At 66.8% G+C, this 24244-nt stretch carries 19 protein-coding genes and 2 tRNA genes; 9 read left to right on the top strand and 12 right to left on the bottom strand.

The features are described from left to right. Positions 1-77, top strand: a tRNA-Pro gene (locus QPK29_RS08475). Between the two features lie 34 nt (positions 78-111). Continuing rightward, positions 112-188 (top strand) — tRNA-Pro (locus QPK29_RS08480). A 50-nt stretch (positions 189-238) separates the two neighbouring features. Here the strand turns inward: QPK29_RS08480 and QPK29_RS08485 are convergent. Then, positions 239-2326 carry a beta-galactosidase gene (locus QPK29_RS08485; RefSeq protein ID WP_371768606.1) on the bottom strand — a complete coding sequence of 696 codons (2088 nt, stop codon included), beginning with the start codon at positions 2324-2326 and terminating at the stop codon, positions 239-241. 155 nt (positions 2327-2481) lie between these two features. Continuing rightward, positions 2482-3186 carry a glutathione S-transferase family protein gene (locus tag QPK29_RS08490; RefSeq protein ID WP_371768607.1) on the bottom strand — a complete coding sequence of 235 codons (705 nt, stop codon included), beginning with the start codon at positions 3184-3186 and terminating at the stop codon, positions 2482-2484. Positions 3187-3234: 48 nt separating this feature from the next. Here QPK29_RS08490 and QPK29_RS08495 point away from each other — a divergent pair, with 48 nt between their 5' ends. Next, a complete protein-coding gene (locus QPK29_RS08495; RefSeq protein ID WP_371768844.1) occupies positions 3235-4086 on the top strand; it encodes a LysR family transcriptional regulator in 852 nt (283 codons plus the stop codon). A gap of 120 nt (positions 4087-4206) precedes the next feature. Next, positions 4207-5277, top strand: coding sequence for a hypothetical protein (locus tag QPK29_RS08500; protein ID WP_371768608.1), 1071 nt, complete (start codon positions 4207-4209; stop codon positions 5275-5277). Between the two features lie 6 nt (positions 5278-5283). On the opposite strand, the gene QPK29_RS08505 is transcribed toward QPK29_RS08500, so the two are convergent. Then, complete coding sequence (locus QPK29_RS08505) at positions 5284-6498, bottom strand: MFS transporter (RefSeq protein ID WP_160409589.1); 1215 nt, start codon at positions 6496-6498, stop codon at positions 5284-5286. A gap of 99 nt (positions 6499-6597) precedes the next feature. Between QPK29_RS08505 and QPK29_RS08510 the strand changes: the two genes are divergently transcribed. Then, the gene (locus QPK29_RS08510; RefSeq protein ID WP_371768609.1) at positions 6598-7578 is read left to right on the top strand and encodes a LysR family transcriptional regulator; all 981 of its coding nucleotides are present in this window, start codon (positions 6598-6600) and stop codon (positions 7576-7578) included. 94 nt (positions 7579-7672) lie between these two features. On the opposite strand, the gene QPK29_RS08515 is transcribed toward QPK29_RS08510, so the two are convergent. The 7 genes from QPK29_RS08515 to QPK29_RS08545 all read right to left on the bottom strand — a co-directional run bounded on the left by QPK29_RS08515 (position 7673) and on the right by QPK29_RS08545 (position 18085). Further along, positions 7673-10381 carry a molybdopterin-dependent oxidoreductase gene (locus tag QPK29_RS08515; protein ID WP_371768610.1) on the bottom strand — a complete coding sequence of 903 codons (2709 nt, stop codon included), beginning with the start codon at positions 10379-10381 and terminating at the stop codon, positions 7673-7675. Between the two features lie 13 nt (positions 10382-10394). Beyond that, positions 10395-11600: an NAD(P)/FAD-dependent oxidoreductase gene (locus QPK29_RS08520; protein ID WP_371768611.1), complete on the bottom strand. Its 1206-nt coding sequence runs from the start codon at positions 11598-11600 to the stop codon at positions 10395-10397. Then, a complete protein-coding gene (gene nirD / locus QPK29_RS08525) occupies positions 11601-11948 on the bottom strand; it encodes a nitrite reductase small subunit NirD (protein ID WP_160409591.1) in 348 nt (115 codons plus the stop codon). A gap of 27 nt (positions 11949-11975) precedes the next feature. Next, positions 11976-14513: a nitrite reductase large subunit NirB gene (nirB, locus tag QPK29_RS08530; protein WP_371768612.1), complete on the bottom strand. Its 2538-nt coding sequence runs from the start codon at positions 14511-14513 to the stop codon at positions 11976-11978. A gap of 29 nt (positions 14514-14542) precedes the next feature. After that, the gene (locus tag QPK29_RS08535) at positions 14543-15838 is read right to left on the bottom strand and encodes an MFS transporter (protein ID WP_056123101.1); all 1296 of its coding nucleotides are present in this window, start codon (positions 15836-15838) and stop codon (positions 14543-14545) included. A gap of 413 nt (positions 15839-16251) precedes the next feature. After that, positions 16252-17427, bottom strand: coding sequence for a CmpA/NrtA family ABC transporter substrate-binding protein (locus QPK29_RS08540; protein ID WP_371768613.1), 1176 nt, complete (start codon positions 17425-17427; stop codon positions 16252-16254). A 16-nt stretch (positions 17428-17443) separates the two neighbouring features. Further along, entirely contained in the window at positions 17444-18085 is a 642-nt protein-coding gene (locus tag QPK29_RS08545) for an ANTAR domain-containing response regulator (RefSeq protein ID WP_056123095.1), read from the bottom strand. A gap of 197 nt (positions 18086-18282) precedes the next feature. Here QPK29_RS08545 and QPK29_RS08550 point away from each other — a divergent pair, with 197 nt between their 5' ends. The 3 genes from QPK29_RS08550 to QPK29_RS08560 all read left to right on the top strand — a co-directional run bounded on the left by QPK29_RS08550 (position 18283) and on the right by QPK29_RS08560 (position 21309). Beyond that, entirely contained in the window at positions 18283-18540 is a 258-nt protein-coding gene (locus tag QPK29_RS08550) for a hypothetical protein (RefSeq protein WP_371768614.1), read from the top strand. Between the two features lie 20 nt (positions 18541-18560). Then, on the top strand, positions 18561-18731 hold the full coding sequence (locus tag QPK29_RS08555; RefSeq protein WP_156403645.1) for a hypothetical protein: 171 nt from the start codon (positions 18561-18563) through the stop codon (positions 18729-18731). Between the two features lie 217 nt (positions 18732-18948). Next, entirely contained in the window at positions 18949-21309 is a 2361-nt protein-coding gene (locus QPK29_RS08560; RefSeq protein ID WP_371768845.1) for a S9 family peptidase, read from the top strand. Positions 21310-21400: 91 nt separating this feature from the next. On the opposite strand, the gene QPK29_RS08565 is transcribed toward QPK29_RS08560, so the two are convergent. Next, complete coding sequence (locus tag QPK29_RS08565) at positions 21401-22603, bottom strand: urate hydroxylase PuuD (RefSeq protein WP_371768615.1); 1203 nt, start codon at positions 22601-22603, stop codon at positions 21401-21403. Positions 22604-22723: 120 nt separating this feature from the next. Here QPK29_RS08565 and QPK29_RS08570 point away from each other — a divergent pair, with 120 nt between their 5' ends. Then, a complete protein-coding gene (locus QPK29_RS08570) occupies positions 22724-23662 on the top strand; it encodes a LysR substrate-binding domain-containing protein (protein WP_056123089.1) in 939 nt (312 codons plus the stop codon). A 44-nt stretch (positions 23663-23706) separates the two neighbouring features. On the opposite strand, the gene QPK29_RS08575 is transcribed toward QPK29_RS08570, so the two are convergent. After that, positions 23707-24129 carry a hypothetical protein gene (locus tag QPK29_RS08575; RefSeq protein ID WP_056123086.1) on the bottom strand — a complete coding sequence of 141 codons (423 nt, stop codon included), beginning with the start codon at positions 24127-24129 and terminating at the stop codon, positions 23707-23709. Positions 24130-24244 lie beyond the last annotated feature (115 nt).

Below are 24244 nucleotides of genomic sequence, written 5' to 3' on the forward strand. Positions count from 1 at the left end.
CGGGGTGTAGCTTAGCCCGGTAGAGCGCTACGTTCGGGACGTAGAGGCCGGAGGTTCGAATCCTCTCACCCCGACCATCTGTTTTTCCCCCTCAGCATTACCCATACCAGTCGGGGTGTAGCTTAGCCCGGTAGAGCGCTACGTTCGGGACGTAGAGGCCGGAGGTTCGAATCCTCTCACCCCGACCACAGAATTCATGCAAGCAGCGGCTGATGGCCGCTGTTTTCGTTTCCGCCGCCTACTCTTCTTCGACGATCGCCACGCCCCACGGCTTCAGCGCCAGTTGCTGGCCGCGCGTCACCTTACGTCCGGACAACAGGTCCGTACCGCTCGCATACCCATAGTTCAGTCGCTGCGGCCTGGCGGAATAGTTCAGCACATACCGTACCCGATGCCCGTCCTGCAGCGTGCCGCCGCGGACGATGAGGGGGAAGCGTACCTTCGGCAGATCGATGCCGGCGCGCTTCACCTGGTCGGTCACGATCCTGTCGATGACGGTGTCGGTCGGCATGAAGCCGACGTAGCCCACCTCCCCGCTGCCCCAGGCATTGCGCGTGACGGCCGCATAGTCCGGCCACGAAGGATGCTGGAAGCGGGCGACCACGGTTGCCGTCGTCGGCTTCAGGAACTCCATCCACCAGCGTGCCTTGTTGTCCGCGGCGCCGACCTTGAACGGATCGCCCGCGAGCGTCACGTCCACCGGGTTCGTGAACTGGTGATACGTCACGCCCGCCGCCGCACTGATCGCACCCGGCTGCACGGCGTAGCGCACCTTCGTGTTCTCGTCCGAAAAGCCGCTGCGGAACGTGTACAGCACGTGGCCGCCCTGCTTCGCATAATCGTTCAGGCGCGCGATCTCCGCGTCGCTGGCTGCGTACAACGACGGCACCACGATCAGCTTATAGTCCGACAACGGTACCTTCGACGCCGGCGAGAGGATGTCCGCTTCCACGTTCATGCGGTACAGCGCGTCGTACCAGGGCCGCATCGCATCGTTGTAGTCGAACGCCTTGCCGTCGACATACACCTTGAACGCGTTGAACCCCGCCTGCGCCGTGTTGCTGACATAGACTGCGACCTGGTTCTTCTTGCGCAGGTTTACGAGCTTGGGTCCCAGCCGCCGCAGGTCGGCGCCGATGGTCTTCACCTCCGCATAGACCTCGTTCGGCTGGTAATCCTGCGACAGCACGCCGCGCCAGTAAGTCTCGATCGCATTGGCCGTCGTCGCCCAGTGCCAGTACGAGACCATGTTCGCGCCCGAAGCGAGATGGCTGAAGGCCTGCAGGCGCATCTGGCCGGGATAAGGGGTCCAGTGCGAGAAGCCTTGTGCCTCGGTTTCCATGACCAGGTAGTTCTGGCCGTCGCGCATGGAGCGCGCCAGGTCGCCGCCGAAGGCGATTTCGACGCCGGTCAGCTTGTCCTGGCTCGGGTGGTAGATGTCGATGCCGGCGACGTCGAGCGGCTGTGCGGCGTCCCAGTGATTCACTTCCGGCTGCACACCGTAGGAATGGTTTTTCCAGCCCAGGTCGAAGTTCTGCGTGATGAATTGGTCGCCGCGCGCATGCGCACGCACGAGGCCGGCCTGCCAGGTGAGGTAGTCCGTCACCAGGTCCCGCTGGAATGCAGTGAACGCATTCGACAGGCTCGCGTTGATGGACCCGTTCACGGACGGGAAATCGTCCCAGCTGTTGATGCGGTTGCTCCAGTAATCGAGGCCGAACGCCTTGTTGAGCTGGTCGAGGTCGGGAAACTTCCTGCGCATGGACGCGACGAACGCCCGCTGCACATTGGGGCCGCTCGTGGCATAAGCCTTGGTCTCATTGTCGACCTGGTAGCCGATGACGGCGGGATGGTCCTTCACGTGGTCGACCAGCTTCACGATCACCCGTTCCGCCGCCGCGCGGAAATCCGGGTCGGTAATGTCCATGTTCTGCCGCGGCCCATATTCCGCGCGGCCTTTCGGCGCGACCACCAGCACGTTCGGGTGCTTGCGCGCGAGCCAGGTCGGGATGGCGTAGGTCGGCGTGCCGACGATGACCTTGATGCCGGCCTTGTGGAAGGCGGCCAGCATGCGGTCCACGTGGGTGAAGTCGAACACGCCTTCGTCGCGTTCGAGCGTGCCCCACGTCGATTCGGCGATGCGCACGACGTTGATGCCCGCTTCCTTCATCATGCGCGCATCCTCGTCGAGACGGTCGACGGGCGTGTACTCGTCGTAGTAGGCGACGCCGAACAGGATCGTGTCCGGCAGTGTTGGGGCCGCGAAGGTGCCGCCGCAAAGTGCGCCCAGCGCGGCCGTGGCGAGAGCCCGTGCGAATGTAGTCATGTGTAGTCTCCTGTTTTAATCATTGCATTTTATATATATATAAAACTATGAACACAACCGGCGACAGGCGTCGGGGTGGCGTGGGCAGCGCAGCCCGCAAAAGCACAGCGCCAGGCCGCATTGTCGTGGCCTGGCGCTGGTCATTCCTGATGTGGCTAACAGCGTCTATCGGCCGCTGTTTTCGTTTCCATCCCCTCGTCCCGCATGCGCCCATTGAGTGCCGACCCGCGCCGCGCCAGGAAGGCCGTCAACCCTTCCGCATAGCGCGGACTGGCGGCCGCCCGGACCGACGGCCGCCGCGCCAGCGCCGCGCGCCATGCCTGCACCCTGGCAAGGCCGGCGAGCAGGCCGAAGTCGCCGATGCGCTCGAACACGTCGAGATAGCGGAACACCGGCGCGAACACCGCGTCGACGATGCCGAAGCGCTCGCCGTCGAAGTACGGCGGCGCGTGCAGCACCTCCTCCACCTGCCGCAAGCGCCGGTGGATGTCGGCCGCCGCGCGCAGCAGGGCCGCATCGTCGGGCGCGTTGTAGAGCACGGCGATGGCGTTCAGCAGCGCCGAGCCGAATTCCATCGAGCTCCGGTGGCGCGCGCGCCGCAGCGGGTCGAGCGGATGCAGGCGCGGCGCAGTCGTCTCATCGAGGTATTCGCAGATCACGGCCGACTCGAAGATCGCTTCGCCGGCGGCCAGCAGCACCGGGGTCTTGCCGAGCGGCGATACGCGCAGGAACCAGTCCGGCTTGTCCGCCAGGTCGACGTCGCGCCGCTCGAACGGGACGCCCTTCTCGTGCAGGACGATGGCGGCGCGCTGCACATAGGGACACAGGGCGTGGCTGACGAGAACGAAAGAATTACTCACGACGACTCTCCTTGATAATCGCCGCCCTACCGCATCGGCAGCGCCGATCTGGAGACCGTGCTGGCCCTCGTCCGCGCCGGCACCCTCGCGCAGGCCGGCGAACGACTGGGCGTCGACGGCTCGACGGTCTTCCGCAACCTGCAGCGTATCGAGCGCGGCCTGGGCCAGGCGCTGTTCGAGCGCACGCGTTCCGGCTACCTGCCGGGCGAACTCGCGCTGAACCTCGCGCGCCATGCGGAGCGGCAGGAAAGCGAGCTCGAGGCGGCACGCTCGCTGGTGCAGACCCGGCCGGACCAGGTCTCCGGGCAGGTCCGCATCACCACCACGGACACCATCCTGCACGCCCTGGTCGCGCCGTCGCTGAAGGCGCTGCGCGCGCGCCATCCGCTGCTGGACTTCGACCTCGACGCCAGCAACACCCCGGTCAACCTGGGCAGGCGCGATGCCGACATCGCGATCCGCGCGACGCGCGAACCGCCCGAGCACCTGGTGGGGCGGCCGCTCGGACCGATCCGCGTCGCGTTGTTCGTGCCGCGCAGGAGCCGGCTGCGCTCGATCGAGGACGCGGTCGAGCGCGGCGTGGCGTGGGTTGCGCCGGACGATGCGCTACCCGACCATCCGTCGGCGCTGTGGCGGCGCCGGCACTTTCCGAAGATCGCGCCGGCGTATCGGGTGAGCAGCATCCTGTCGGCGGCGGAGTGCGTCGCCCTCGGGCTGGGCGTGGCGGTGCTGCCGTTGTTTCTCGCGGCGCCGCGCGCGGACCTGCGTCAGGTCGGTCCGGAGATCGAGGAATGCGTGACTCAGCTGTGGTTGCTCACACATCCGGAAAGCCGTCATCTCAGGCGCGTCGCAACGGTACTGCAGTACCTCGCGCAGGAAATCCACCTTCCTTCAAAATAGCCCCACGGCTGCGCAGTCTCAAATCCGCTGAACGTCGGTTCCCTACCATTGACGGGCAATCCGACCGCTGAACTGGCTCAATGTCTTTCAGCATTGTTCGCAAGGACATTGTTTGTAATCATGCGCACCCCTTACCTGTCGTTCCTGCTCGTGACACGCTGGGCCAGCGTCCTGGTGGCGCTGATGTACCACGTCCGCTTCCTGCTGTTCGTCGACTACGAACACGTGCACGCGAAAACGTGGCTGACGAACGTCTTTTATTTCCTGACGGGACTCGGCCATGAATCGTTCGCCGTCTTTCTCGTACTCGACGGCATCCTGACGGGACGCGCGCTGCGGGCTGGTACCATCCCGGGCCGGCGTGCCGTCGCGCTGTACGGACTCCTCCTGCCAGGCCTGGTCCTCGGGGCCGCCGCCGACGTCGCGGGCGTCCGGTTCTTCAACGGATCCGGCCTGTACACGGCCTACCCCGCCTTCAGCACGCTCACGCTCGGCTATGCCTCTCTGCTGGGCAACATGTTCATGCTGCAGCCCTTCGTCGTGCCCACGTTCGGCAGCAACGGCATGCTGTACTTGCTGTCGTTCCTGTTCTGGTCGATCATCCTGCTGGACGTCTTCCTGCGCGCCACGCGCGCCGGCCGGGTCGTGCTGCTGACGGCCGTGGTCGTGCTGGCGCCGCCCCTGTTCCTGATCTGGTCGGCCATCTGGCTGACCGGCCTCGCGGTGGCGCACATGGGCGCGCTGCGCAGCGCCAGGCCGTCGCTGCCCGTCGCCATCGTCGGCTTTCTCGCCACGCTGCTGCTGTCCCGCTTCCTCGGCGCCGGCGTACACGGGCCGCCAGCGTTCGGCGCCTGGCTCGCCGACTGCAAATTCCTGCTCGTGGGGTGGGGCTTCGCCGCCATCGCCTGGGCCCTGGCTCCGCCCGGCGCGCAGCACACGACGGTGCCCGACGACCCGGCCCCCGCGTTCACCTTCTTCTTCCACTTCCCGGTCATGATGCTGCTCGTCGGAATCGGCACGACGCTGCCCGGCCAGGCGCTGATGCAGCAGCCGACGCCGGCACGCTACGGCGCGTTCGTCGCCGTCGCCGCCGCCTGCGTGGGCACGACGGTGCTCGTCGCCCGGGCGGCGCGGCCGGGAAAAGCACAGCGCCAGGCCGCGTTGCCGTGGCCTGGCGCTGGTCATTCCTGATGTCTGTTATTGCGCCGACGCAGCCCGGATCCGTACCGCCAGCGCGGCCAGGCTGGATGCGACGGCGAGCAGCACGATGCCGTTCCAGCCCCATGCGGCCAGCGCCTGGGCACCGAGCGCGCCGCCCGCTGCCATGCCGACGAACATCGTGGTCATGAATATCGCATTCAGGCGGCTGCGGGCTTCCGGCGCGATGCCGTAGACGATGGTCTGGTGGGCGATCATCGTCGCCTGCACGCCCAGGTCGAAGCCGACGGTGGCGAGGGCCAGCAGCACAAGCTGCGCGCCGGTCGACAGGTGCGGCATGGCGAACATGATGCCGAACGATGCGACGCTCAGGGCGGCGCCGAGCCGCGTCACGAACTGCGGACCGCGGCGGTCGGCCAGGCGGCCGGCGAACGGGGCGGCCAGCGCGCCGACGGCACCTGCCAGGCCGAACGAACCGGCGGCGGCCGAGCCCAGGTGGAACGGGGCGCCGTGCAACATCACGGCCAGCGTGGACCAGAAGGCCGAGAAGCCGATCGACAGCAGGCCCTGGGCCATGGCGGCAAGGCGCAGCGCGCGGTGTTCTTTCCACAGCGCGAACAGCGAGCCCAACAGGGCCGGATACGGGCTGGTGCTCGTCGGCTTGAAGCTCGGCAGGCCGCGGGCGAGGATCGCCGTCGTGAAGGCCGCGACGACCGCCGCGCCGCCGAACACGGCGCGCCAGCCGAGTGCTTCCGCCACAAGTCCACCCACGACGCGCGACAGCAGGATACCCAGCAGCAGCCCGGTCATGACGGTGCCGACAATGCGGCCGCGGTGCGCGGCCGGGGCCAGCGTTGCGGCGGCCGGGACGATGTCCTGGGCGACGGTGGCCAGCAGGCCGACGGCGAGGCTGGCGCCCAGCAGCACGGACAGGCTCGGCGCGGCGGCGATGGCCAGCAGCGCCATGGCCAGCAGCAGCGATTTCACGACGATGATGGTGCGGCGATCGAAACGGTCGCCCAGCGGCGCGAGGAACAGCAGGCCGAGCGCGTAGCCGAACTGCGTCAGGGTCGGGATCCAGCCGACGGCCTGGTTGCTGGCGTGCAGGTCGGTCGCCAGTACGCCCAGCGTGGGCTGGCTGTAGTACAGGGCGGCGACGGACAGGCCGGTGCTTGCGGCCAGCAGGAAGATCAGGGGCGAGGTCAGCGTCGTGCGGATCGGTATGACAGTCGCCGTCGTGTGTGCGATGCTCATGTTGGACTCCATAGTGGGTGCGTTGTTGCAGTGCATTATGGAGAGCCGAAACATGGCTGTGTAGCACCGGCGAACGTCGAACTGTTATACTTCACACGTATGAGCACGGACTTTTCGACGATTAATCCATCTGCCGACCGTATGATGCTGGTCGAAACCTTCGTCCGCATCGTGGATGCCGGCAGCCTGTCCGCCGCCGCGCGCGCACTCGCGACGACACAGCCGACGATCAGCCGGCGTTTGAAGTCATTGGAAAAATCGCTGGGCGTGCGCCTGCTGCAGCGGTCCACGCACGCGATGAAGCTGACGGACGACGGCATGCGCTGCTATGCGCGCGCAAAAGAGCTCATCGCGGGGTGGCAGGAATTCGAGAGCGAGATCCGGGGCGCCGTGGACGAACCGGTGGGGATGCTGCGCGTCGTCGCGCCGCACGCGTTCGGCCAGCAGCAACTGGTCGCGCCGCTGGCGGCGTATCTCGCGCGCTATCCGCGCATGACGGTGGACTGGGTCCTGCACGACCGCACGCCGGACTTCATCGGCGAAGGCATCGATTGTGCGATCCGCGTGGGCGAGGTGCCCGATCCGTCGATGGTCGCGATCCGGCTGGGTGACGTGCCGCGCATCGTCATCGCGACGCCCGGCCTGTTCGACGGCCGCGCCCTGCCCGCCCATCCGGATGAACTGGCGGCGCTGCCCTGGATCGCCGTCAGCCATTATTACCGCGACGAGGTGGCCTTGACCCATGCGCGGACGGGCGACACGGTGCGCGTGCCCGTCCAGCCGCGCCTCTACACGGACAACCTGTATGCGATGCGCAGCGCCGTCACGCTGGGCGTGGGCGCGGCGCTGGGGTCGCGCTGGGCGTTGCGCGAGGAACTGGACGCGGGCCGGCTCGTGCAGCTCGTGCCGGACTGGCAGGCGTCGCCGCTGCCGATCTGGCTGATCTACCCGCCGGCGCGCTTCTACCCGGCCCGGCTGCGGCGCTTCATCGACATCATGCGCGTGGCGGTGCCGCGGGCGTATGGGGTGGTGGCGCCGCCAGATACCCGTCGTCCTCGCGAAAGCGGGGACCCATACTGAGCAACAGAATTCGGTATCCGGAGTCCGTGCGGTATGTCTATCGGATCTGCCGCGGGGGCTCAGCATGGGTTCCCGCTTCCGCGGGAACGACGTTTTACGCTTCTGCAACCTGCGCTTCGGCCAGCAGGGAACGGATCTCGGGAATGCACGACCCGCAGTTGCCACCCGCCTTCGTGCACGCCGTCACGCCCGCCGCATCGCACAGGTTGTTCTGGCGGATCGCGATCTCGATGGTCTTGCGCCCCACGCCGAAGCACGAGCACACGGTCGGTCCGGGATCGATGCCCGGCTCTTTCGCGCGGCCCGCAAGGAGGCTGATACGGTCGGACGGCTCCAGCTGCTCCTTGTCGAACATGCTGGCGAGCCAGGTGCGGGCCGGCAGGTCGGCGCGCTGCGCCACGAACAGGCACGCTTCGATGCGGCCGTCGACGAGGTGCACGGCGCGGTACATGCCGCCGTTCTTGTCCTCGACCTCGATCCAGTCCGCGTCGTCGTCGTGCACGTCCAGCAGTTTGCGCGCCCAGTCGTGCGCGGCGGCGAACGGCTTGCGGCCCGCCAGTTCGTAGCGGACGAAGTCCTTGCCCTGCACACGCGTCCAGTTCGACGCCTCGCGCAGCGGCAGTTCCGTGCGCGACAAAATGAAACCGAACCACGTGACGCCGAACGGTTCGATCCGCACCGGCGTGTGCTTGAATTCCGGCTCGCCCGACACTGGGTCGACGGCCGGATTGACGACGATGCCCACGCGCGCGTCCGACGCCGTCTGGCCGCTCCAGTGGATCGGCATGAACACGCTGCCGCGCGCGATGCCGCCGCCATGCTGCACGCGCGCCACTACGGCGCCCCAGTCGCTCGTCACGCGCGCCAGTTCGCCCGCCTTCACGCCGCACAGCAGCGCATCCTGCGGGTGCATGTCGATGTACGGTTCCGGGATGTGCTCCGCCAGTTTCTGCGAGCGGCCCGTGCGCGTCATCGTGTGCCACTGGTCGCGCACGCGGCCCGTGTTCAGCACGAGCGGATATTCGCCGCCCGGCAGGTGCGCCGGCGCGCGCGGCACCGTCGGCACGAAGCGCGCACGGCCGTCGCCATGCGCGAAGCGGCCTTCGCCGAACAGGCGTGCGGTCCGTTCTTCCGGCGTACGCACCGGCCACTGCACGGGGTCGAGCGCATCGTAGTCGGCGCGCGTCATGCCCGCGAGGCCTTTGACGTCGAACAGGCGGCGGCGCTGGCCGTCGGTACCGTTCTTCCATCCGGACAGGCGCGCATGCTCATCGAAGATCTCGTGCGGCGACGTGAAATCGAAGCCCTTGAAACCCATGCGGCGCGCGACGTCGCACATGATGTCCCAGTCGGCGCGCGCACTTCCCGGCGCGGACAGGAACGCGCGCTGGCGCGAGATGCAGCGCTCGGAATTGGTGACGGTGCCGTCCTTCTCGCCCCAGCCGAGGGCCGGCAGCAGCACGTGGGCCGCGTCGTTCGTGTCCGTGCCGAGCACGATGTCGGAGGCCACGACCAGCTCGCATTTCTGGAGTGCCCGGCGCGCCTGGTCGGCATCGGGCAGGCTCACCAGCGGATTCGTCGCCATGATCCACACGGCCTTCACTTTGCCGTCCTCGATGGCGCGGAACAGGTCGACGGCCCTCAGGCCCGGCTTGCTGGCCACCGTCGGCGAACCCCAGAAGTCCTGCAGCGCGGCGCGTTGCGCGGCGTCGTCGAGGTCCATGTGCGCGGCCAGCATGTTCGCGAGGCCGCCCACTTCACGTCCACCCATCGCATTCGGTTGACCGGTCAGCGAGAACGGCCCCATGCCGGGGCGGCCGATGCGGCCCGTGATCAGGTGGCAGTTGATGATCGCATTGACCTTGTCGGCGCCGCTTGTGGACTGGTTCACGCCCATCGTGAACGCCGTCACGACCTTCTCCGTGTTCGCGAACAGGTCGTAGAAGCGCTCCAGGTCGCGCGGGTCGAGGCGGCAAGCTTTCGCCACTTCTGCCAGCGTGCCCGCCTTGCCGGCCGCGTCCAGTGCATCGGCCACGCCCGTCGTATGGGCTTCGATGAAGCTGTCGTCCGCCGCGTGCTGGGCGAGATGGCCCAGCAGGCCGTCGAACAGCCACACGTCCGTGCCCGGCTTGACGGGCAGGTGCAGGTCGGCGATGTCGCACGTGGCCGTGCGGCGCGGGTCGACGACGACGACCTTCAGTGCCGGACGGTCCTGCTTCGCGCGCGCGATGCGCTGGTACAGCGTCGGGTGGCACCACGCGGCGTTCGAGCCGACGAGCACGATCAGGTCGGCCTGCTCGAAGTCTTCGTAGCAGCCGGGCACGATGTCTTCGCCGAACGCGCGCTTGTGGCCGGCCACCGCGGACGACATGCACAGGCGCGAGTTCGTGTCGATGTTCGCGCTGCCGACATAGCCTTTCATGAACTTGTTGGCGACGTAGTAGTCCTCGGTCAGCAGCTGGCCGGAGACGTACAGCGCGACGGCGTCCGGGCCGTGCTCCGCGATCACGCGCGCGAAGCCGGAAGCGACCTTGTCCAGCGCCTCGTCCCACGACGCTTCGCGCAGCGCGCCTTCTTCGCGCAGCATCGGCGCGAGCAGGCGGCCGCGGTTGCCGAGCGTCTCGCCCAATGCGGAACCCTTCACGCACAGGCGCCCCTGGCTTGCGGGGTGCGCCGCGTCGCCCGCGATCGCGAGCGTGCCGTCCTGCCCGACCTGGGCGCTGACGCCGCAGCCGACGCCGCAGTAAGGGCACGTCGTTTTGACGCTTGTTGAAGCAATGGGAAAATGCGCGGACAACTCCATGTGAAACTCCTCGTCAGGCCGCTCGGCCGAACAGCAACTGGTCGCGGATGGACGAGATGTCCGTCCGCTGTTGAATCAGGTCGAAGTACCAGGGACCGTCCGCGACGTCCCCGTACAACACGGCGCCCGTCAGGCGGTTGCCCGCGACGACGAGGCGTTTATAGATGCCGCCGCGGCGGTCGCGCAGCACGAGGTCTTCGCTGCCTTCTCCGCCGACGATGTCGCCGGCCGAGTACAGGTCCACGCCCGTCACCTTCAGCTTCGTCGCGGTGGCCTGCTGCACGTAGCGGCGGTGCCCCGAGCCTGCGAGGTGGGCGGCGGCGACGCGCGCCTGGTCCCAGATCGGCGCGACGAGGCCGAACGTGGCGCGGCGGTGCTGCACGCATTCGCCGACGGCGTACACGCGCGGGTCGTAGGTCTGCAGCGTGTCGTCGACGACGATCGCGCGCTCGCAATGCAGGCCCGCGGCCTTCGCCAGTTCGACGTTCGGACGCACGCCGGCGGCCATCACGACGAGGTCGGCGTCCACGGTCTCGCCACCCTCGAAGCGCACCGAACGCACGCGGTCCTCGCCCTCGATGGCGACGGTCTGGCGGTTCAGCAGGATGCGCAGGCCGCGCTGTTCCAGGCTCGCGCGCAGCAGTTCCGCGGCGGGCGGGTCGAGCTGCTGGTTCATCAGGCTGCCCGTCACGTGCACGACGGCGACTTCCATGCCCTGGCGCAGCAGGCCATTGGCCGCCTCCAGGCCGAGCAGGCCGCCGCCGATGACGACGGCCTTCCCGCCCGCGCGCGCGGCGTCCAGCATCGTGTCGACGTCGCTGATGTCGCGAAAGCCGATCACGCCCGGCAGCTGGTGGCCCGGCACCGGCACGATGAACGGCTTCGAACCGGTGGCGATCAGCAGGCGGTCGTACGGCACCACGAGGCCGGACGCGGCGTGCACGACGCGCTTCTTGCGGTCGATGCGCACGACCGGGTCGCCCGCGTGCAGCGTGATGCCGTTGGCGTCGTACCATGCACGCGTGTTGAGCATGATGTCGTCGACGGTCTTCTCGCCGGCGAGCACGGGCGACAGCAGGATGCGGTTGTAATTCCCGTGCGGCTCCGCGCCGAACACGATGATGCGGTACATGTCGGGCGCGAGCTTCAGCAGCTCCTCGACCGTGCGCATGCCCGCCATGCCGTTGCCGATGACGACCAGGCGCGGATGGGTCTTCATTTATGCACCCACCCAGACCTTGCCATCCTCGACGCGCACCGGGTAGCTCGACACCGAGTGGTGCGGCGCTTCCAGGCATTCGCCGGTCTGCAGGTCGAAGTGCTGCTTGTAGATCGGCGACGCGACGACGATGCGCTCGCCGATGCTGCCGACCAGGCCGCGCGACAGCACGGCGGCATCCGAGTTCGGATCGTAGTTATCGATGGCGAACAGGCGCGGTTCCTCGGCGCCCACGCGGAACACGGCCACCTGGCGGCCGTTCAGCAGGGCCGCGACGCCCGTGTCCGGGACGATCTGGTCGAGCGAGCAGACGGCATTCCACTGGTTCAGTTGGATATCGCGATGCATGGTGTTCTCCTTGTTCGTTTCAATAAATCAGGCGACGGCGATCGGAATGGTGCGGCGGCGTTCTTCGATGGTGGCCGGACGGATCTGGCCGCGCTCCGCCATGAACACGACGTTGTCGTCCGTGCCCTCGGTGTTGACGAAGCTGCGGAAGCGCTGGCGCACGGCCGGGTCTTCGACGGCGTTCTTCCACTCGTCGGCGTAGGTGTCGACGACGCGCTGCATGTCGGCTTCCAGTTCGGCGGCGATGCCCAGCCTGTCGTCGACGACGACCTGCTTCAGGTACTCCAGGCCACCCTCCAGGTTCTCGCGCCACGTGCTGGTGCGCTGCAGGCGGTCCGCCGTGCGCACGTAGAACATCAGGAAGCGGTCGACGAGTTTCACGACGGTCGCTTCATCCAGGTCCGACGCGATCAGTTCCGCGTGACGGGGCTTCATGCCGCCGTTGCCGCACACGTACAGGTTCCAGCCCTTCTCGGTGGCGATCAGGCCCACGTCCTTGCCCTGCGCCTCGGCGCATTCGCGGGTGCAGCCGGAGACGCCGAACTTGATCTTGTGCGGCGCGCGCAGGCCCTTGTAGCGGTTTTCCAGCGCGATGGCGAAGCCGACGGAATCGCCCACGCCGTAGCGGCACCACGTCGAGCCCACGCACGATTTCACCGTGCGCAGCGACTTGCCGTAGGCGTGGCCCGATTCGAAGCCGGCCGCGATCAGTTCTTCCCAGATCGCCGGCAGCTGGTCCACGCGGGCGCCGAACAGGTCGACGCGCTGGCCGCCCGTGATCTTGGTGTACAGGCCGTACTTCTTGGCGACCGCGCCCACGGCGATCAGGCCGTCCGGGGTCACCTCGCCGCCCGGCATGCGCGGCACGACGGAATACGTGCCGTCCTTCTGGATGTTGCCGAGGAAGTAGTCGTTCGAATCCTGCAGGCTCGCGTGCTGCGGCTTCAGCACGAAGTCGTTCCACGTCGACGCGAGGATGTTGGCGGCGACCGGCTTGCAGATGTCGCAGCCCAGGCCCGTGCCGTGCTTGTGCAGCAGTTCGGCAAAGCTCTTGATGCCGCCCACGCGGATCAGGTGGTGCAGTTCCTGGCGCGAGTACGGGAAGTGTTCGCACAGGTGGTTGTTGACGGCCATGCCGGCCTTCGCCATCTCGGACTTCATGATCTGCGTGACGAGCGGCACGCAGCCGCCGCACGACGTGCCGGCGTTCGTGCACGACTTGATCGCGCCGATGTCGCATGCGCCGCCGGCCACCGCGTCGGCGATGGTGCCCTTCGTGACGGCGTTGCACGAGCAGACCTGCGCGCTTGCCGGCAGCGCGTCGACGCCCAGCGCCGGACGCGCACCGCCCTCGAGCTGCGGCAGGATCAGGAATTCCGGCGACTCCGGCAGCTCCATATCGTTCAGCATCATCTGCAGCAGGCTGCCGTATTCGGCCGCGTCGCCGATCAGCACGGCGCCCAGCAGCTTCTTGCCGCAATCGGACACGACGATTTTCTTGTAGACCTGCTTGCGCTCGTCCGTGAACTGGAAGCTGCGCGCGCCCGGCGTGTTGCCGTGGGCGTCGCCGATCGACGCGACGTCCACGCCCATCAGCTTCAGCTTGGTGCTCATGTCGGCGCCGGCGAAGGCGGCTTCCTGGCCGATCAGCGCGCGCGCGACGATGCGGGCCATTTCATAGCCCGGTGCGACGAGGCCGAACGTCTGGCCGCCCCACGAGGCGCATTCGCCGATGGCGTAGATGTGCGGGTCGGAGGCGAGGCAGGCGTCGTCGATGGCGATGCCACCGCGCGGGCCCAGTGCCAGGCCGGAGGCCTTGGCCAGTTCGTCGCGCGGGCGGATGCCGGCCGAGAACACGATCATGTCCGCTTCGAGGAAGCTGCCGTCCGCGAATTCCATGCGGTGCGTGGCCGACTCGCCGGCGACGATCTGCAGCGTGTTCTTTTGCGTGTGGACGTTGACGCCCAGTTCTTCGATTTTCCTGCGCAGCACGCGGCCGCCCAGGTCGTCGACCTGCACGGCCATCAGGCGCGGTGCGAATTCGACGACGTGCGTGTCGAGGTGCATGTCGCGCAGCGCCTTGGCGCATTCGAGGCCCAGCAGGCCGCCGCCGACGACGACGCCGGATTTCGAACGGGCGCCGCATTCCGTCATTTTTTCCAGGTCTTCGATGGTGCGGTAGACGAAGATGTCGTTGCGCTCCTTGCCCGGGACCGGCGGCACGAACGGGTAGGAACCCGTCGCGAACACCAGCTTGTCATACGAGAGCACGGCGCCATCGGCCAGCGTGACGGTTTTCGCATCACGGTCGACGGCGACGGCCTGCGCGTTCAGCTTCAGTTCGACCTGGCCGGCGTGCTGTTCGAAGAAGCCCGGTGCGACGAGCGACAGCTGGTCGGCAGTGGTGCCGGAGAAGAACGAGGACAGGTGCACGCGGTCGTAGGCCGGGCGCGGTTCCTCGCACAGCACGGTGACGTGGAAATGGGCATCCTGCTTGGCTTCCGCGAACAGGGTTTCGAGGAATTTGTGGCCTACCATGCCGTGGCCGATGACGATCAGTTTCATGTTGCGACTCCTATGCTGCAATAACGTGTTCAGGCGGCGGCGGGTGCCGGCGTTTCGGGGACGGTCAGCGTGAAGCGCACGCCGATGGCGCACAGCGCCGCGACGAGGACGGCGCCGCCGAGGATCATCAGGGTCTGGCGCACGTCGCCCGTGCCCTTCATCAGGAAGCCGGCCAGCACGGCGCCGACGTTGCCGCCCGCGCCGACGATGCCGGCCACGCCGCCCAGCGCCTTGCGACTCACGAACGGCACCAGGGCGTAGGTCGAACCGCACGCCATGTGGGTGCACAGGCCGAAGGCGAGCATGGCGACGATGGCCAGCGTGACGCTCGTGGTCTGCGAGAACCACAGCAGGCCCAGGCCCTCGCCCAGCATCAGGACGAATAGCAGGTTCACGCGGGAATTCAGGTCACCGCGGGCCGCGACCTTGTCCGAGATCCAGCCGCCCAGGGCACGGGCGAACAGGGCCAGCAGGCCGAAGCTGCCGGCGGCCATGCCGGCCTGTTTCAGCGACAGGCCGAAGTGGTCGACGTAGTACGTGGCGGCGACGTTGTGGATGAACAGTTCGATGCCGAAGCAGGCGCCGTAGGTAATGAACAGCAGCCAGGCGCGGTAGTTGCGGCAGGCTTCGAAGAAGCTCGCCCAGCCGCCCTTGCCGCCCGCTTCGAACGGCACGCCGGCGGCGCGCAGTTCGGTGAAGTTACCTTCCGGGCAATCCTGGGTGAACTTGTAGTAGACGACGGCCATGATGAGCATCAGCACGCCCGGCACGACCAGGGCGGCACGCCAGCCCATCGTCTCGTTCACGCCCAGCATGACCATGGCGCCCATGATCAGCGGCATCGTGGCCTGCGCGACGCCGCCGCCGCTGTTGCCCCAGCCGGCCGAGGCCGCGTTGGCGGTGCCGACGACCTTCGGGCCGAACATGACGGAGGTGTGATACTGGGTGATCACGAAGCTGGCACCGACGGCGCCGATGCCGAGGCGGAACAGCAGGAAGCTTTCATAGCTCTGGGCCATGGCGACGCCCAGCACGGGGATCGCGCCCAGCGCCAGCAGGCCGGTGTAGGCCTTGCGCGGACCGAAGCGGTCGCACAGCGGGCCGATGATCAGGCGCACGACGATGGTGATGGCGACGGCCGCGATGTTGATGTCGGCGATCTGGCTGACCGACAGGTGGAACTCGCCCTTGATCACCGGCATCAGCGGTGCGCAGGCAAACCAGGCGAAGAAGCAGACGAAGAAGGCCACCCAGGTCAGGTGGAACGCGCGCATCTGGGGCGTATCAAACGAGAATAGCTTGATACTGTTTGCTTTGCCGGCCATGTTGTTATTCCCTTCTTGAAAACGAAAAGGCGCCCGCTGCCTGGCCGCGAAGACGATTCCAGAAATCGTTCAAGCGGGTGCAGCGGACGCCGTTGTCCTGTTGCCGGTCCCTCGTTGGACCGGCGCTTTTTACTCAGGGATCGCCGTTGATCCTTTACCTCCGTATCAGCAAGACCCGTGCCAGATGGTTTTCAGGGGGAAGATCGTATTGACCGGGCCTTGCACGCTTCATTGCAGTGCACCATGCACGCTCATGGCGCACTGCAATGAAGCGTGCCCCGTCGTTCCCGCGAAAGCGGGAATCCATACCGAGCAACCGGATCAGGTACGCTGGAAATGCTGCAACGTATTTAGTAACTGGCTTCGGTACTTCAGCATGGGTTCCCGCCTCCGCGGGAACGACGAGCTAACTTTTACGCCCCGGCCAGTGCCGTGCGGCGGATGGGAAAGGATGAGATATACGCGTCGGGCTCGAGGCCGTCCCAGACCTTGCCGTCCATGAGCACGGAGCGGCGCATCAGGCTCGACGACGCCGGCACGCCCGCCAGCACGGCCGCCTCGCGGTACAGGCCCACGCGGTTCACGCGCGCGGCCACGGCCGCGTAATCGACGTCGTCGCGCAGCAGGCCCCAGCGCCGGTGCTGGGTCATGAACCACATCGCGTCGGACAGGTAAGGGAAATTGGCCTCGCCCTCGTCGTGGAAGCGCACCGGATCGGGATCGATCCAGCGCTTGCCCAGGCCGTTGTCATAGTCGCCATGCAGGCGCGCGGCGATGGCGCGGCGGTCCGCGTTCACATAGGCGGGGCTGGACAGGACCTCGGCCGCCACGTCGCGGTGCGCCGGCGATTCATCGAGCCAGCGCCCCGCCTCCAGCACGGCCGCGATCAGGGAGCGGCACGCGTGCGGGTTCGCGTCGACGAAGGCGGCCGTCGCGCCGAGCGCCTTGCCGGGATGGTCGCGCCAGATGTCCTGGCTCGTCGCGACGGTGAAGCCGCTGCCGTCCAGCTGGGCGCGGGCGCTCCACGGTTCGCCGGCGCAAAAGCCGTCCATGTGGCCGGCCGCCAGGTTCACGGCCATCTGGCTGGGCGGGACGGTCACCACCTGCGCATCGCGCACCGGATCGATGCCGCCCGCCGCCAGCCAGTAATAGAGGAACAGCGCGTGGTTCCCGGTCGGGAACGTGTGCGCGAACGTGTAGCGGCGCGTGCCCTCGCGCATCGCGGCGGCCAGCGTGCCGAGGTCCGTCACGCCCTGCCGGGCCAGTGCGCGCGACAGGGTAATCGCTTGGCCATTGCGCGACAAGTTCATCAGCACGGCCATGCGCGTGGGGGGACTCCCAATGCCGTTTTCCACGCCGTACAGCAAACCATATAGCACATGCGCCGCGTCGATCTCGCCCTGCAGCAGGCGGTCGCGCATGCCCGACCACGAATGCTGGCGCGCGAGTTCGAGCTTGATGCCGTATTTGTCGTCCAGCCCGAGCACGGACGCCATCACGAGGGACGCGCAATCCGTCAGGGGCATGAAGCCGGCCCTGATCACGGTCTTTTCCGGCCGGTCCGAGCCGGCGATGAATACGTGAGCCATCGTTTCCTTTGCTGTTTTAGCCGAGTAGATCCTCGACGTCGAGGATGCGCTGGGCGACTTCGGCCAGCTTGAGCTTCTTGTTCATCGCCATGCTGCGCAGCCGCTGGTAGGCCTCTTCCTCCGTCAGCCGGTTGCGCGCCATGAGCACGCCCTTGGCCCGTTCGATCAGCTTGCGGTCGGCGAGCTGGCGGCGCGTGTCGGACAACTCGTCCAGCAGCTTCTGTTCGCGGTTGAACCGCTTCATCGCCACATCCAGCACGGGCTTCACGCGCTCGGCCTGCAGCCCGGCCACGATGTACGCGGTGACGCCCGCCTCGATCGCGGCATCCATGCTGGAGGACGTCTGGTCGTCCGTGAACAGGACGATGGGCCGCGGCTCGTCGCGCGTGGCGATCACGATGTGTTCGAGGACGTCGCGCGCGTCCGATTCGCTGTCGATGATGATCATGTCCGGCTGGATCTGGGCGATCCGCTCCGGCAGGAAGATGTCGGCGGGGAGCGAAGCGACGATGTCATAGCCCGATTCCAGCAGGCCGATGCGCAGCGCCGTGTTGCGTCTTGCCTGCGCGGCGAGCGTGGCCTCGTCCGCGGCATCGCTGGACGCGGTGTTGACGACGACGATGCGCAGGGTGCGCTGGACCTTGGACGGCAGTTTCATGCCCTTTGGATATGCAAGTTCCGGGCCAACCAACCAGATATTCATGTTCCGTATTTCAGGAGTACGAATCAACATTAGTTGTCGTACAGAAAATATTCACGAAACGCATGGGAAGCATCACAAACAAAAAGTTCATTTATGACGCGGTTATCCCTATACTGCATCGCAACACGACAGATTTCTCACCGGAGATGACCATGAACACCGCAACGATCAACCGGGCACAGAACAAGACTCTGCGCCAGCACATTGCCGACACCCTGGGCAAGATCCGCACCTTTGCGATCGAACTGTATGAAGCGCACGGCGGCCTGATCGTGCCCGACGCCGCCCAGCCGGGCAGCGGCGCCCTCGCCCGCCGCAAGATGCAGCAGCAGGCCGGCATCATCATCCTGGGCCCGTTCTGCGCAGCCGCGCTGGCGCCGGAAGCCGTCCGCGAAACGCCGAACAACTAATCAAGCCAAGGATACAGATCATGACCCCGTTCGAATACCTCACCGTCGCCATCGCAGCCGCCGCCGTCGTCACCCGTATCGTGATGTTCGTGCGCAACCCGTCGCTGACCGCACCGTCCGAACTGTGGCTGGCGCAAGAGCCGACTGAACTGTGGATGGGCGAGTACGCGAAGCCGAAGGCAGCCGCGTAATATCTGACTGACCACATCGTCTCCACACGCCCGGCATTGGCCGGGCGTTGTCTTTTGTGCGCCGCAATATTCCTTAAGGTCGCCGACGTACTTACGCACGCGCGCCACTCCTGCCAGCGAATCCACACAGCACCATAGTCGGCTGCGCTAGAATGCTTTTTTGCAATTTCTGACCAAGAAAAGCATTCTTGTTCTTCATTTATCCACCCGACTGATGATGCGACTCCCTGTCCTTACCGTTCTTGCCGCACTGCTGGCGCTACCCGCTGCCGCCTCCACACCCGTGACCCTCGACCAGGCCATGGCCAACCCCGACTGGATCGGACCTCCCGTGGAAGCGGCGTGGTGGAACTGGGACGGCAAGCAGGTCATCTACAAACAGAAGCGCGCCGGGTCGCCCCTACGGGACACCTACCGCGTGAACGCGGCGAAGGCCGGCACGCCGGCACAGGTGACGGACGCCGGACAGGCGAAGCTGGACAGCCCGGAAATGCTGTACAACCGCGGCCGCACCCGCGCCGTCATCGTGCGCAACGGCGACCTGTTCGAGCGCGACCTCAAGTCGGGCGCCCTCCTGCAGATCACGCGCGGCAGCGGCGTGGCGATCCAGGCCGTCCAGTACACGGCCGACGAGCGCGGCGTGCAGTACCGCATCGGCGACGACTGGTTCGCGTGGGACCGCACCGACCGCGTGACCGGTCCCGTCGCCCTGCCGCGCGCCGCCAAGGATCCGAACGTGACCGAGGCCGACGCGCTGCGCGACATGCAGCTGCGCCTGTCGACGATCCTGAAGCGCCAGAAGGACGAGCGCGACGCCACCCGCGCGCAGGCCGAGGAACTGCGCCGCGCCGACCCGACCCGCGCGCCCGCGCCGATCTACCTGGGCGACAAGGTCGCGATCCTGAACAGCGCGCTGTCGCCGGACGGCCGCTGGCTGCTCGTCGTCACGGGTCCGAAGAACGCGGACAAGGGCCGCGCCGGCAAGATGCCCCGCTACGTGACGGAAAGCGGCTACGAGGAATTCTCGGAAGAGCGCACGCGCGTGGGCCGCAACAACCCCGCGGGCCACGGCCTGAAACTCGTGAACCTCGCGACGCGCGAGGTGAAGGACCTGGCGCTGGACGCCCTGCCCGGCATCGCGGTCGATCCGCTGGCCAAACAGCGCGCGGAGCACAAGCTCGACCCGCTCAAGGGCAACCGTCCGGTGATGATCGGCTTCGACGGCGAAGCGATCACGTGGAGCCAGAACGGCGCCAACGTGGCCGTCATGTTCCGCTCCGTGGACAACAAGGACCGCTGGATCGCCACCGTCGACCTGCCGCGCGCGGCGCTCCAGCCGGTGCACCGCCTGACGGACGACGCGTGGGTCAACTACGACAACAATGAATTCGGCTGGCTGCCGGACGGCTCGACCCTGTGGTACCTGTCGGAAGAAAGCGGCTACGCGCACCTGTACGTGCGCGACGCGGGCGGCCGCACGCGCGCGCTCACGCAAGGGCGTTGGGAAGCGGGCGACGTCGCATGGTCGGCGGACGGCCGCACGGCCTGGCTGCTGTGCAACCGCAAGGCGCCGCACACGTACGAGGTGTGCGCCGTCGATGCGGCGAACGGCGCCACGCGCGAAGTCAGCAGCCTCGCGGGCGTGCAGGACTTCCGCCTGTCGCCGGACCAGAACAAGCTGCTCGTCCATTATTCCGGCCCGTACCTGCCGGCGCAGCTCGCGACGGTGCCGTCGCACGGCGGCGAGGCCGTCAGGCTGACGGACACGCGCACGCCCGAATTCAAGGCGCGCGAGTGGATCCAGCCGCAGTTCGTGACGATCCCGTCGACGCATGGCGCCGATCCGATCTGGGCCAAGCTGTACCGCCCCGCGCAGCTGGAGCCGGGCAAAAAATATCCGGTGGTGATGTTCGTGCACGGCGCGGGCTACCTGCAGAACGTCACGCAGCGCTACACGCCCTACTTCCGCGAGCAGATGTTCCATAACCTGCTCGTGCAGAACGGCTACGTCGTCCTCGACATGGACTACCGCGCGTCGAAGGGATATGGCGTCAAATGGCGCACGGCGATCTACCGCCAGATGGGTCATCCGGAACTGGACGATTACCTGGACGGCGTGAACTGGATGATCGCGAACCAGCAGGGCGACGCGGCCCGCGTGGGCGTCTACGGCGGCAGCTACGGCGGCTTCATGACCCTGATGGCCATGCTGCGTGCACCGGACGTCTTCAAGGCCGGCGCCGCGCTGCGCCCCGTGACCGACTGGACCACGTACAACCACGAATACACGGCCAACATCCTGAATACGCCGGACCTGGATCCGGACGCCTATAAAACGTCGTCGCCGATCGAGTACGCGCAGAACCTGAAGGGCCACCTCTTGATCGCGCACGGCATGGTCGACGATAACGTGTTCTTCCAGGACTCCGTGCGCATGGCGCAGCGGCTGATCGAATTGAAGAAGGACCACTGGGAGCTGGCGCCGTACCCGCTGGAGCGGCATTCGTTCGTGCAGCCGGAGGCGTGGTATGACGAGTATCGGCGCATCTACCAGCTGTTCGAGCGGACGTTGAAGTAAGCCCCTGTCGTCCCCGCGGAAGCGGGGACCCATGCTGAGCTGACTGCGGACACTCAGCATGGATTCCCGCTTGCGCGGGAATGACGATTCATCAGTCGGTCTTCGCCCCGGCTTCGAACCACGCGCCCAACTCGGCGCGTTCCGCCTCCGTCATATTGGTCATGTTCGCCAGCGGCATCGCCTTGAGCTGCACGGCCTGCTGATAGATGCGCGGCGCGTTCTGCGCGATGCCATGCGCGTCGTCCAGCATCACCCCGGCCGGCGCGCTCGCGAACCCGGGCTGCGTCGGATGCGCCGCGTGGCATGACACGCAGCGCGCGCGCAGGATCGTCTCCACCCGCGCAAACGGCACCGTCCCCGCCGACACGTTCGGCCGCGGCGGCGCCAGCACCACGGCGAGCCCCAGGAGCAGCGCCACGCCGATCGCCGGATACACCCACTCCACGCTGCCCTTGTGGCGCAGGTTGAAGAAGTGGCGGATGAAGACGCCGGACGCCATGATGGTGCCCAGCACGGCCCACGCGTGCGGGTGGCGGTAGGTCATCGCGAAATGGTTGCTGATCATGATGAACAGCACCGGCAACGTGAAGTAGTTATTGTGGACGCTGCGCTGCTTACCGCGGATGCCGTGGACGGGATCCGGCGTCGAGCCCGCGCGCATCGCTTCGACCATCTTGCGCTGCCCCGGAATGATCACCATCGCCACGTTCGCGACCATGATCGTGCCGATCATCGCGCCCACGTGGATGTAGGCCGCGCGGCCGCTAAGGAAGTGAGTGAGCACCCAGGCCGCGCCGACCAGCAGCGCGAACACCACGACGCCGAACGCGAGATCGTGCTTGCCGAGCGGCGAGCGGCACAGCAGGTCGTACGCGACCCAGCCGGCGACGAGGCTCCCGAGCCCGAGGCCGATGGCTTGCCAGCTCGTGAGGTCGGCCACGCTGCGGTCGACCATCATCGCCTGCGCATTCAGCCAGTACACGATGACGAGCAGCGCAAAGCCCGACAGCCACGTCGAATACGCTTCCCACTTGAACCAGTGCAGCTCCGCCGGCAGCTCGGCCGGCGCGACGAGGTATTTCTGCGGATTGTAGAAACCGCCGCCGTGCACGGCCCACAGCTCGCCCGCCACGCCCTTCTTCGCGAGATCGGAACCGGCCGCCGGCGGACGCAGCGAATTGTCCAGCCAGACGAAGTAGAACGACGCGCCGATCCAGGCGATGCCGGTGATGACGTGCAGCCAGCGCACCAGCATGTTCATCCATTCGAGACCATACGGGATCAGGTATTCCATCAGCACTCCTCAGCGTGACCGGCAGGCGACACCGTTGTCGATATATTTTCTGGAACATGAAAAATATCGTATATTTAAAATCAGACTACGTATATAACATTCCTATAAAAAAACCTTCCCATGTCCAGCCTGCCCCAGCACCTCGACCTGCACCTGATCCGCATCCTTTATCTGCTGCTCGTCGAGAAGAACGTCTCGCGCGTCGCCCTCAAGCTGAACCAGCCGCAACCGTCGATCTCGGCGTCGCTGCGCAAGCTGCGCGAGCTGACGGGCGACCCGCTGCTCGTGCGCGGCGCGCGCGGCATGGTGCCGACGCAGCACGGCGAAAGCCTGCTCAAGCCGGCCAAGCGCATCCTCGACGAGACGGAGAGCCTCTTTGTCCGCAAGACGCCGTTCGTGCCGGAACAGGCCGACCGCACGTTCCACATCGCCGCGCCCGACTACCTCGACACGCAGTTCCTGCCGGGCGTCGTCGCGTCGATCCGGCGCGGCGCGCCGAACAGCCGCGTGACCATCCACCACCTGGGGCCGGGCACGGACTACCTGCGCATGCTGTCGGACGGCGAGATGGACCTCGTCATCGCCAACTGGGACGAGCCGCCGTCGCACCTGCACATCTCGAAACTGTTCGAAGACCCGATCATCTGCACGATGCGCGCCGACAGCGCCTACGCCAAGCGCACGGCGGCCGACGCGATGACGGTCGAGGACTACCTCACGCTGCCGCACATCGCGCCGACCGCGATGCTGCCCGGCTACCATGGCGTGATCGACGCCTTCCTCGAGCGGCAAGGCATGCACCGCAAGGTGGCCGTGGAATCGCCCTATTTCGGCCTGATCCCGTACATGCTCACGCAGACGGACCTCGTGCTGACGACGGGCCGCCAGTTCATCCGGTTCTACGAAAAGACGCTGCCGCTGAAAAACTTCACGGTGCCGATCAAGTTCCCGCCGATGCGTTTCTATCAACTGTGGCACCAGCGCGTGCACCAGTCGCCGGAGCACAAGTGGCTGCGCGACCAGGTGACGGCCGCGGCCAAGGTGGTGGTCAACCGGTAGGCACGCGTGGGCACGCATTTGGGGCCCCCGGCCCCAAATGCCCCCTACTGCTTGGCTTCCTGGCCTTTCTGCGCCTGCATCTCCTGCAGTTTCTGCTGCATCTGCGCCGTCATCTGCTGGAAGTGCACGGCCAGCCGGCGGCACGCGTCCTGCTTCGCTTCGCACAGCACTTTCATCTCGACGAACGTGCCCTCGTCCGTCTTGCGGACCAGGCGCCGCACGACGGCCGGGTAGGCTTCATGTCCTTGCGGCACGAACGACCACACGGCCACCTCCGGTTTCTGGATGGCGTACGTGGTCCAGCCGCCCGGATGGGAGACCTTCGCGTCCGGATTCTTTTGCAGTGCGGCCAGCGCATCGGCGACTTTCTTGTAGCCGAGCGGACGGGGCTCCTGCTTCGACTGGGCGTGGGCCGCGCCGGAAAAGACCAGGGCGGCGGCGAGGAAGGGGATGGCAAGTCGTTTCATGGGGCAAGAATGAATTAGCATGGCGACATCGTGACATGCCCGGCGCGTCCCGGCAACGCCGATCCGTGTAAAAATCACGTGCGGCAAAAAATATTTGCGGAACGCATGAACCTTG

Source organism: Massilia orientalis, from assembly GCF_030411975.2.
GTDB lineage: Bacteria > Pseudomonadota > Gammaproteobacteria > Burkholderiales > Burkholderiaceae_D > Telluria > Telluria orientalis.